This is a genomic window from Duganella sp. AC237, assembly GCF_979254035.1.
On sequence record NZ_CEEDEW010000003.1, the window covers coordinates 3,641,439 to 3,652,214 of the forward strand.

Below are 10,776 nucleotides of genomic sequence, written 5' to 3' on the forward strand. Positions count from 1 at the left end.
CCTCTCAGCGCAGGGTGACGCTGACGGCGGCCCCGCCGGCGGCCACCTGGAAGCGCGCATCCTCGTAGCTCGGCGCGCTGCGATTGCCCATGGCGTTGTTGCTGAAGGCGTAGTCCTCGACCGGCATGCCGACCGCGTTCAAATCGAGCTTGCCGTTGCCGTTGGCGTCGTGATAGACCGCGAACGCGTAGTCGCCGGCCGGCAGTTCCTTGAACGCCAGCGTGACGGCGCCGGTCGACGCGGGAGCCATCCGCGCCAAGTACGGCTTGCCGCGAAAAGTCTCGGCGGCGTTATACAAGGCGACCATCAACCGGCCATCGGCGCTGGCCACGCCTTCGACCGTGATCGTGAGGTCGGCCGCGCTGGCGCCGGCGTTGACGCCTGCCGCGGCGAAGAGGAAGGCAAGGAAGGCTGTAGCGGTCTGGTATGTCATGGCGGGCTCCGGCGGTTGTGGTGGATGAAACAGGCGTCCACTGTAGCCAGGCGCGGTCCCTGCCGGCGGCCGATGCGACGAACGGCGCGCCAACGGCGCGAAATGCACGCCGCCGGCGCCAAATGTATGAACACGGCGCAAAGCCCGGCGCAAATACGATATAGTGGCCGGGTGCCACTCGAATAATTCAAAACATGCTGCCATGCGCGTAGGTCACGATACGGATTCCCCGGCCGCCTCCAAGCGCTCCCTGGTCTCCGCCTGGATCGGGGACGCCGGCGCCCGCAAGGCGCCAAAGCTGCTGGCCGGGCCGATGCATCTGGCGGCGCTGGCGCTTTGCTATGCACTGGTGGCCCGCGCCAGCCTGCTGCTGGCGTTCGCCAACACCAACGCCACGCCCGTATGGCCGCCGTCCGGCATCGCCTTCGCCGCCATCCTGTTGATCGGATACCGCGCCTGGCCGGCTATCATGCTGGGAGCCTTCGCCGCCAACCTCGCCACCTTCCACGCCAACGGCCTGCCGCTGGGCGGCGCCGTGGCGCTGGCCTCTGGCGCCATCGCCGCCGGCAACACCCTCGAGGCGCTGGCCGGGACCTGGCTGATACGCCGCTACGCCGACGTCACGCAGCCGGTAGGCCAGTTGCAGAACGTCTACAAGTTCGCGCTGGTCGCCATGGTCATGTGCCTGGTGAGCTCCGGCATCGGCGCCACCACCCTTTTGCTGTCCGGCCTGGCCAGCGCCGACACCTACGCCACCGTCCTGCTGACCTGGTGGGTCGGCGACACCGCCGGCGTGCTGCTGGTGACGCCGGCGATCATTGTCTGGTCGCTGGGCAGCCCGCGGGACTGGAACTGGCGCGGCGCGCTGGAGATTGCGCTGTCCCTGGCGGCGTTGCTGGCGCTGACCGCCGCGGTCTTCTTGCGCGCCTATTCGCCCGACGACCATCTTGGATGGCTGCCGTATCTGTTCGTGCTGTGCGTAGCCTGGGCGTCGTACCGCCACGGCCTGCGCGGCGCCAGCGCCGTCTGCCTGTGCGCCGCCGCCGGCGCCGTGCCGGGCACCGTCAACGGCCTCGGTCCGTTCGCCGCCGGGACCCTCAACGACGCGCTGATCTCGCTCGACAGCTTCATCGTGCTGTGCTGCCTGATCGGCCTGGTGCTGAGCGCCGACGCCAGCGAACGACAACGGCTGCAAACGACCGTCAAGGAACACGGCGCCGCGCAATGGGGCACCTTGCTGGTCGGCGTGGGCCTGACGGTGCTGGTGTGGCACCTGGTGGCGGTGGACACCGAACGGCGCGCGCGCGAACGGTTCGACGCGGAGGCCGAGGAGATCGCACAGCGCATCGTCCAGCGTATGACCCTGTACGAATCGGGCCTGCGCGGCGCCCAGGCGCTGTTCAAGGCCGAGCCGGAGCCGACGCGCGCGCAGTGGCGCGAGTTCGCCGCCGGCCTTGACCTGGCAAGCAACTTCCCCGGCGTGATGGGACTGGGCTACGCGGTTTTCCTGCGCCACGACCAGCGCGCCGGGTTGGAGCGCCAGGTGCGCCAGGAAGGCTATCCGGATTTCCGCATTTGGTCGCTGGATCCGTTGTCGCGCGATGCGGCGGAGGCCGCGCAGCCGCCGCCTTCGTCGGCGCCGGTCTACTATCTTGAGCCGTTCGACGAGCGCAATCGTCGCGCCTTCGGCTACGACATGTTCTCCGAACCGATCCGCAAGGTCGCGATGCGCAATGCCGCGCGATCGGGCATGCCGGCGCTCAGCGCCAAAGTGGAGCTGGTCCAGAGCGCCCGGGCCGGACACCAGCCGGGCTTCCTGATGTACTTCCCGGTCTACCGCAAACAGGCGGGATTGCCGGCCGGCGCGACGCCGCAGCAGCGCATGGCGGCCTTGCAAGGCTATGCCTACAGCCCGATCCTGGCGGAGGAATTGATGCGCGATCTGCTCGTCGCGGGCGGCCAGGCCGACAACCACGCCGGCACGCACGCGATCCGGCTGGAGATCTTCGACGGCGACGAGACCGACGCCAGGGCACGGCTGTACGCCAGCGCCGCCGACCGCACGGAGAACGACCGCCTGCACTATCCGAATCCGTTCGCGCGCGAGATGCCGCTCGAACTGCTCCAGCATCGCTGGACCTTGCGTTTCACGTCGCTGCCGGCCTTCGAGCGCTCCATCGACCGTCAGAAATCGCACATCGTGCTGCTGGCCGGCGTCATTATCAGCCTGCTGTTCTTCGGCGTGGTGCGGGCGCTGACCGCGCGCCACGTCTATGCCACCGCGCTGGCGCGGCAAATGACCGGCGCGCTGCGCGAGTCGGAACGCTCGCTGATCGCCGCGCGCGACCTGGCCGAAGCGGCCAGCCGCGCCAAGACCGAGTTCGTCGCCAACATGAGCCATGAGATCCGCACCCCGCTCAACGCCGTGCTGGGCATGACACATTTGTTGAACAACACCCCGCTCTCGCCGGCCCAGCAAAAGTACCTCGAGATGATACGCAGCTCGGGCAACTCGCTGCTCGGCATCCTCAACGACGTGCTGGACTTCTCCAAGATCGAGGCGGGCCGCATGGAACTGGCGCCCGCGCCCTTCCAGCTTGGCGCCGTGCTGGAGACGCTGGCCAATATCATGACCGTCAACGGCGGCGAAAAGGACCTGGAGCTGGCGATCGGCATCGAGCCCGGCGTGCCGCAGGCGCTGGTCGGCGATGGTCACAGGCTGCAGCAGGTACTCGTCAACCTGGTCGGCAACGCCATCAAGTTCACCGAAAAAGGCTCGGTGGCCGTGCTGGTGGAACTGGTGGCCGCCGCACCCGGCGCGCCAGGCGGGGAGCAGGCCCCGGCGGACGCCCGGGCCGCGCTGCTGCGCTTCACCGTCAGCGACAGCGGCATCGGCATCCAGGCCGACAGCCTGGCGCAATTGTTCGCGCCCTTCTCCCAGGCCGACGCCTCGATGACGCGCCGCTTCGGCGGCACCGGCCTGGGACTGGCGATCTCGCGCCGCATCGCCGCCTTGATGGGCGGGGCCATCGAGGTGCGCAGCACGCCGGGCGTGGGCAGTGAATTCATGCTGACGGTGCCGATGCTGCGCGCCGACGCGCCCACCGACGACGATGCTGCCGGCCTGCCGCCGCTACACCTGCTGGTGGTCGACGACGATCCGCTCAGCGCCCGCTATGTGTACAAAACCATCCGCGCGCTAGGTTGGCGCTGCGACTGCGCAGGTTCCGGCGAGCAGGCGCTGGAGGTGCTGCGCGGGTCGGGCGGCCGTTATGGCGCCGTGCTGGTGGACTGGAACATGCCCGGCCTGGACGGCGTGGCGACCATGGAGGCCATACGCGCCGCCGGCCCTGGCGCCCCGCCCATCGTCCTGATGGTCAGCGCCTTCGGCCAGGGCAAGCTGCTGGACACCGGCGGCGCGCAAAGCGCCGACGCGGTGCTGCTCAAACCTGTCACCGGCCAGCGCCTGCAAGATAGCGTGCGGCTGGCGCGCACCGCGCGCGACGCGTCGGCGGCGAGTCAAAAAAATTCGGAAAATGGCGGCGATCCGGCGGTCGCGGACTCCGCGCCCGCCACGGAAGCGCAATCGCCCGCGTCCGGGCCGCCTCCCGGCTTGCGCGTCGACGGCGTGCGCATCCTGCTGGTGGAGGACAATCCGATCAATCAGCTGGTCGCCCGGAGCATGCTCGATTACGCCGGGGCCACCATCGATTCGGTCGACAACGGCCGCGCGGCGGTCGACCTGCTGCGCACCGAATCGCACCGCTACGATCTGGTGCTGATGGACGTGCAGATGCCGGAAATGGACGGCTTCGAGGCGACCCGGTTGATACGCTCGGAATTGGCGCTGACGCTGCCCGTGCTGGCGATGACGGCCGGCGTGATGGCCTCGGAACGCGAACAATGCATCGCGTCCGGCATGAACGACTTCATCGCCAAGCCGATCGACGTTGAGGACATGCTGCGCGCCATCCTGCGCAACCTGCCAGCGACACCGCACGCCGACGGCCGCTGAACCCGGGCCTCCCTCACGGAAAGTGTGTCATGGCCGCGCCCGCTTACAGCCGTAAACCCTCCCGAAAAATCGCAGACATGGCTTAGGCAAGCTTGCCGTTTGAGCCACTTGATAGCGGTCCCATATCGAAAGTCGTTGCCCCATCACAACGGAATTGTGACATTTTCGTATAAATTTGACCCGCATCAACACCTTCCGGGCCACACTAAATAAGGCGAAGCAGACAAACATAGCGCCATTACATAACCACCGGAGGGTACACGATGAAACAAACAAGGCTTGCAAACCGCACTTTAGCTCGCAACCCAGTTTTTAATCCCGCGATGAAATCGCTGATGGCGCTGGCCATCCTTGGCGCTTTTTGCGCGACGGCCTACGCACAGGACAGCCTGCCGATCACCATCAGCGGTTTCGGCACCGGCGCGGTGACGCGGACCGATACCGATGACGCGGAGTTTTCACGCCTCAACCAGGCCAGCGGCGCGCGCAAGGACTGGCGCACCGGCGTCGATTCCAACCTTGGACTGCAGGTCACCGGCAAACTGAGCGACACCATCTCCTTCACCGCGCAAGGCCTGGTGCGCAAATACGGCGACGAGGACAGCTACGGCGCCGAATTGACCTGGGCCTTCGCCAAGATCAAGCTGAGCGACGACTTTTCCGTGCGCCTGGGCCGCGTCGGCCTGCCCGTCTATATGATCTCGGACGTGCGCAACGTCGGCTACGCCAACACCATGCTTCGCCCGCCGACCGAGGTGTATCGCCAGGTGCCATTCGACAGCGCCGACGGCGGCGACATCACCTACCAGCACGCGTTCGGCGACAGCACCGTGACCGCGCAGTTCGGGATCGGCAGGGCCAACGTGCGCCTGAACGACGGCGTGCAAGTGGACTTCAAGCCGGCCATGGCGGCGCAGGTGCTGCTTGAAAACGGGCCGTTCACCTACCGGCTTGGCCACTCGCGCACCAAGTTGACCATCAACGACAGCCCGAACGTGCAAACGCTCACCACCGCCTTCACGGCGCTGAAAATGACCGGCATCCTGGCGCAGATCCCGTCGCGCGACGTCACGGGCACCTTCAACTCGGCCGGCATCAGCATGGACTACCACAACATCATCGGCATGGCCGAATATGCCAAGCGCAAGACCGACACCCGCCTGGTGCACGACACCACATCCTGGTATGTGATGCTGGGCTACCGCTGGGGAAAATTCGTGCCGTTCGTGATGCACGGGGACGTGAAGCAGGACAGCATCCGCAGCTTCGCGACGCTGCCGACCACCGGTCCGCTGGCGCCGCTGGCGGCCGGCGCGAACAGCGCGCTCAAGGCGGGCCTGCAATCGAGCACCGCGATCGGCTTGCGCTGGGACTTCTACAAGTCGGCGGCGTTCAAGGTGCAGATGGACCGTGTCAAGACGCGTGACGGCAACGGCTACTTCCTCGCCCCCAAGCCCGGCTTTGCCGGCAGCACGGTGAATGTCTACGCCGCCGCCATCGATTTCGTCTTCTAAGGAGAACCACATGAAAACGACTATCGGCAAGCTGCTGCTGGCGGCGGGTGTCTGCGCGTTCGCCGCGCCTTCGTTCGCGGCGGAGATCGTGGTCATCGTCAGCCCGAAGAACCCCGCCACGCGCATGTTCAGCGAACAGGCCGGCCAGTTCTTCCTCGGGAAATCGACCTTGTTCACGCCCGTCGAACACACGGACGGCGCGCTGCGCAACGAGTTCTATAAAAAGGTGCTGGACAAGGATGCGACCCAGGTCAAGGCCATCTGGTCCAAGCTGGTCTTCACCGGCAAGGCCAGCGCGCCGAAGGAATACGCCTCCAGCGCCGAGGTGAAAAAGGCGGTGGCGGCCGATCCGACCGCCATCGGCTACATCGAGAAAGCGCAGGTCGACGACACGGTCAAGGTGATCCTCACCGTGCAGTAACGAAATGCGCTGAAAGATGTGCGATACGACGCCCGGCCGCAGCACAAAACGCGCGCCGGGCGTTTTTTCATCCCTCGACCACGATCGCCGGCCGCAGCCGCTTGCGCGACGCCCGCGCGTGCGGCACCCAGGCGTGGGTTTGCCAGCGGTGCCACATGATCAAGCCGCGTATCCATTCGTCGGCGACATAGGCGATCCACACGCCGACCAGGCCCCAGCCCAGCACCACGCCCAGCACCCAGCTGCCGCCGGCCAGTACCAGCAACATCGACAAGGCGCCCGCCATCACCGGAAAACGGGCGTCGCCGGCCGCGCGCAGCGCGTTGATCACCACCAGGTTGAAGGTGCGGCCCGGCTCCAGCAGCACCGTGATCCACAGTAGCGTGATGCCGGCGTCGACGATCTGCTGGTCCTGCGTGAACCAGCCTAGCAGCCAGCGGCCGCCCAGCGCGGCGGCGGCGGCGATCACCACGCACGCCACCAGGCCGATCTTCAGCGCGCGCCGCACCACGGCGTGCGCCTCGCGCAGGTCGCCCGCGCCGATCAGGTAACCGACCACGATTTCCACCGCCAGGCCGGTGGCGATACTGAACATCATCACCCCGCCCATCAACTGCAGCACGTAGGCCTGGGTCGCCAGCGAGGTGGCGCCCAGTTGCGCCGCCGTCGCCACGCTGAACATGAAGGCCAGGCGGTAGGCGATGTTCTCGGCCGCACCGGGCAGGCCGATATGCAGCACCGCCGCCAATTCGCGGCGCGGCAGGCGCCACCAGTCGCTGCGCACCAGGGTGACGCCGAGATGAATGCGCCACAGCCACAGATGCAGGGCCAGGCCGATGGCGCGGCTGACCGCCAGCGCCACCGCGAAGCCGGGCAGGCCCATGGCGGGCAGCGGCCCCCAGCCGTACATCAGCGGGATGGCCAGCGCCAGGTGGCTGACGTGCATGGCGATCAGCACCAGCAGCGTGTCGCGGGTGCGCAAATGGGCGCGCATCACGCTGGCCATCGAGGCGTTCCAGGCGTCGAACAGCAGCGACGGCGCTAGCGCCATCAACAGCGGCGCGGCCAGCGGGAATACCTCGGGTGGCGCGTTGAGCAGATGCAGCAGCCCGTTGGCGCCGGCCAGCGCGGCCAGCGCGGCGACCGCGCCGAGCCAGGTGCTGGCGCCGACCACCGCGCGCGCGACCTTGTCGGCGGCGTCACGCTGGCCGCCGCCGAGGTTTTGCGTGACGACCACGCTGACGCCGGCGCCGATGATGCGAAACAGGATGAACAAGGTGGCCGAGACCTGGCTGGCGATCGCGAAGGCGCCGCCGGCGGCGTCCGAGATGCGCGAGGCCAGCGCGGTGCCGACCACGCCGGCGCCTATCGCCAATCCCAGTTCGACCAGCAGCGGCCACGCCAGATTGAACATGGGCGGGGTGCCGGAGGGGGATTTGAGAGCGGACATGGGGAGTTCGGGATAGTTAGTAGTGCTGAGCTCCGTTAGTTTACAGCAATATCGGTCGGTGCATGGGCCGCCGCGACGCATGCATGGCGGATTACGCTGCGCTCAAGTCACTCCTGAAGGAGTGACGCTCGTTCGTTGGGCCCAAGGCGGATTGGCGGGCTTGTCCCGCTAATCCGCCCTACGTGGATCCGATGGACGCTGGATTTCGTTGGCATTGGTGACTTTGGCGCGGCGGCGTCGATCTTGAAGGAGCCGACCAGTTGCGCCAGCTCCTTCGCCTGCGCTTGCATCGCCGCCGCCGCCGCTGCCGCCTCCTCGACCAGCGCGGCGTTCTGCTGCGTGACGCCGTCCATCTCGCCGATGGCGGTCGTCACCTGGCCGATGCCGTGCTCCTGCTCGGCGCTGGCGCTGCTGATCGAGGCCATGATGGCGGTGACCTTGCGCACGCTCAGCACGATGTCGTCCATCGTCGCGCCGGCGTCTTCGGCAAGCGCGCTGCCGCTGGCGATTTGGTCGGCCGAGTCGTTGATCAGTTGTTTGATCTGCTTGGCCGCCGCCGCCGAACGCTGCGCCAGATTGCGCACTTCGGAAGCGACCACCGCGAAGCCGCGACCCTGCTCACCCGCGCGCGCCGCTTCGACGGCGGCGTTCAAGGCCAGGATATTGGTCTGGAAGGCGATGCTGTCGATCACGCCGGTGATGTCGACGATCTTGTGCGCGTAGTCGTTGATCGAGGCCATCGTCCGCACCACCTCCGACACCACCTTGCCGCCCTTTTCCGCGACCTCCGACGCCGACAAGGCCAGCGCGTTGGCCTGGCGCGCGTTGCCGCTGTTTTCGCGCACCGCCGACGTCAGTTGCACCATCGCCGACGCGGTCTCCTGCAGCGCCCCGGCCTGATGCTCGGTGCGGCGCGACAGATCCATATTGCCGTTGGCGATTTCGCGCGAGGCCGAATCGATCGCCACCGCACCGTCGCGCACCCGGCCGACGGTGTCGGCCAAGCGGCCCGTCATGTGGCTCAGCGCGTCGAACAGCTGGCCGATCTCGTCGCCGCGTCCATGCTCGATGAACACGTGCAGTTGGCCGGCCGCCACCTGTTCGGCCAGCGCCACCGCGCGTGTCAGCGGACGCACGATACTGCGGGTCAGCATCAGCGCCAGCACCGCGCCCAGCGCCAGGGTCGCCAGTCCTAGCCCGATCAGCAGCGCGCGGCTGCTTCGATACTGGCTGGCCGACAGCGCGGCCATCGTCCTGGCCTCCTGCGTTTGATACGCCAGCAGTTTTTGCAGCGCGCCGGTATAGGCGCCAAAGGCGCCGGCCAGGCGGGTGTCGAGCAAGTCGCTCACTTCCTGTATCCGTCCGCTGTCCTTCAATTTGAACAAGTCGGCGCGCAAGGCCAGATACGCGGCGCGCCTGGCGCCGACGGCCAGCAGCAGATCACGCTCCACGCCGTCGGCCGGCATCGCGGCCAGTTGGCGATCCATGCCCGTCGCCACCTTCTCGCCGGCGACCAGTTGCGCTTGGAAGATGTCGCCCACTTCGAGGCTGTCGCTGCGGGCGATGGAGATCGCCCGCAGGCCATTGAGCTCGGCCACGCCGAGCAGCTCGGATGTCAACTGCTGCTTGGCCAGCTTTTCATCGACCAGATTGGACGCGGTGTCGTTGGCGGACTGCAGGCGCCACAGCGACACGGCGGACATGCAGGCCATCGCCAACAGCAGCATGGCGAACGACGCCAGCACGCGCGCGCCGGTTTTCAATTGAGGGAGTTTCATCGCGACAGTTCTTCCGAGTAATTAATGTTATAACACCGACATTAATCACTATACGCGACGAATATGACGCCACAATTACCGTGAGGCAATTTTATGCGACGGGCGTGAGGAGTGCGCGTCCCTCGAAGTGGGCAACCAGATTATCCACCACCAGCTGCCCCATCGCGTGGCGGGTCTCCACCGTCAGGCTGCCCACGTGCGGCGCCAGCACCACGTTATCGAGCTCGCGCAGCGCGGCCGGAACGCGTGGCTCGTCGTCGAACACGTCGAGCGCCGCCATCCCCAGCGCGCCATCGCGCAGCGCCGCGATCAACGCCTGCTGGTCGACCAGCGAACCGCGCGCGATATTGACCAGGGTTCCCTCCGGCCCCAGCGCCGCCAGCACCTGCGCGTCCACCGCATGCCGCGTCGCCACGCCGCCCGGCGCACACACCACAAGATAGTCGCTGGCCCGCGCCAGCTCCAGCAGGGAGGCGCTGCGCTCCTGCGCCACGCCGGCGATCGCGCGCGGCTGGAAATACAGCGCGCGCATGCCGAACGCCTCGGCCCGCGCCGCCACCGCCTGGCCGATGCGGCCGAAACCGAACACGCCGCAGACCTTGCCGCGCAGGGCGCGCGTGGGCGCCAGCGGCTGCCCCGCCTCCCAGGCGCCGCTGCGCACGTAGCGGTCCAGCGCGGGCAGGCGCCGCGCCGCCGCCAGCAACAACGTCAGCGCCAGATCGGCCACGTCGTCGGTCAGCACGCCGGGCGTGTTGGTGACGGCAATGCCGCGCGCGCGCGTCGCCTCCAGCGCCACGGCGTCGGTGCCGATGCCGTTGACGGCGACGATTTCCAGCGCCGGCAGCTGGTCCAGCAGCGCCGGGCCGACGCCGATGGTGCCGGTGGTCAGCAGGCCGCGCACGCCGGCGGCCACGCTGCGGATATATTCCGGCTGCAGCTCGCGCGGCTGGCGCCAGGCGTGGTGGCATTCGAAGTGGGCGTCCAGTTGTTCCATGACGGCGGCCGACGGGCTGGCGGCCAGCACCAGGAGTTGAGGTTTCATGCGGGGGTTCCTTGTAAAGTGATGCTCACGGCGTGCTCACGGCGATTGTACAAGCGGGCGCGAATTCGCGCCGCAAGCATGGACTTTCGGCCTGCTATTCCGTATGCTGATAATCACTTGCCG

Annotated in this window: 7 protein-coding genes; 3 read left to right on the forward strand and 4 right to left on the reverse strand. The window is 67.5% G+C overall.

What is annotated here, in order from left to right; all coding sequences use genetic code 11:
- Positions 1-4: 4 nt before the first annotated feature.
- Positions 5-433 carry a DUF2141 domain-containing protein gene (locus AC0IYS_RS16250; protein ID WP_471706124.1) on the reverse strand — a complete coding sequence of 143 codons (429 nt, stop codon included), beginning with the start codon at positions 431-433 and terminating at the stop codon, positions 5-7.
- A 202-nt stretch (positions 434-635) separates the two neighbouring features.
- On the opposite strand from AC0IYS_RS16250, the gene AC0IYS_RS16255 reads away from it, so the two are divergent.
- From AC0IYS_RS16255 to AC0IYS_RS16265, 3 genes are all read left to right on the forward strand, one after another.
- Complete coding sequence (locus tag AC0IYS_RS16255) at positions 636-4,448, forward strand: CHASE domain-containing protein (protein WP_471706125.1); 3,813 nt, start codon at positions 636-638, stop codon at positions 4,446-4,448.
- 323 nt (positions 4,449-4,771) lie between these two features.
- Positions 4,772-5,962, forward strand: a complete 1,191-nt coding sequence (locus AC0IYS_RS16260) for a porin (RefSeq protein WP_471706126.1) — start codon at positions 4,772-4,774, stop codon at positions 5,960-5,962.
- A gap of 10 nt (positions 5,963-5,972) precedes the next feature.
- Positions 5,973-6,383 carry a type 2 periplasmic-binding domain-containing protein gene (locus tag AC0IYS_RS16265; RefSeq protein ID WP_471706127.1) on the forward strand — a complete coding sequence of 137 codons (411 nt, stop codon included), beginning with the start codon at positions 5,973-5,975 and terminating at the stop codon, positions 6,381-6,383.
- 67 nt (positions 6,384-6,450) lie between these two features.
- Here the strand turns inward: AC0IYS_RS16265 and AC0IYS_RS16270 are convergent, their stop codons facing one another.
- The 3 genes from AC0IYS_RS16270 to AC0IYS_RS16280 form a co-directional block, all read right to left on the reverse strand.
- Positions 6,451-7,833 (reverse strand): MATE family efflux transporter, encoded by a 1,383-nt coding sequence (locus tag AC0IYS_RS16270; RefSeq protein ID WP_471706128.1) that lies wholly within the window; start codon positions 7,831-7,833, stop codon positions 6,451-6,453.
- 107 nt (positions 7,834-7,940) lie between these two features.
- A complete protein-coding gene (locus AC0IYS_RS16275) occupies positions 7,941-9,611 on the reverse strand; it encodes a methyl-accepting chemotaxis protein (protein WP_471706129.1) in 1,671 nt (556 codons plus the stop codon).
- A gap of 91 nt (positions 9,612-9,702) precedes the next feature.
- Positions 9,703-10,653 (reverse strand): 2-hydroxyacid dehydrogenase, encoded by a 951-nt coding sequence (locus AC0IYS_RS16280; RefSeq protein ID WP_471706130.1) that lies wholly within the window; start codon positions 10,651-10,653, stop codon positions 9,703-9,705.
- Positions 10,654-10,776 lie beyond the last annotated feature (123 nt).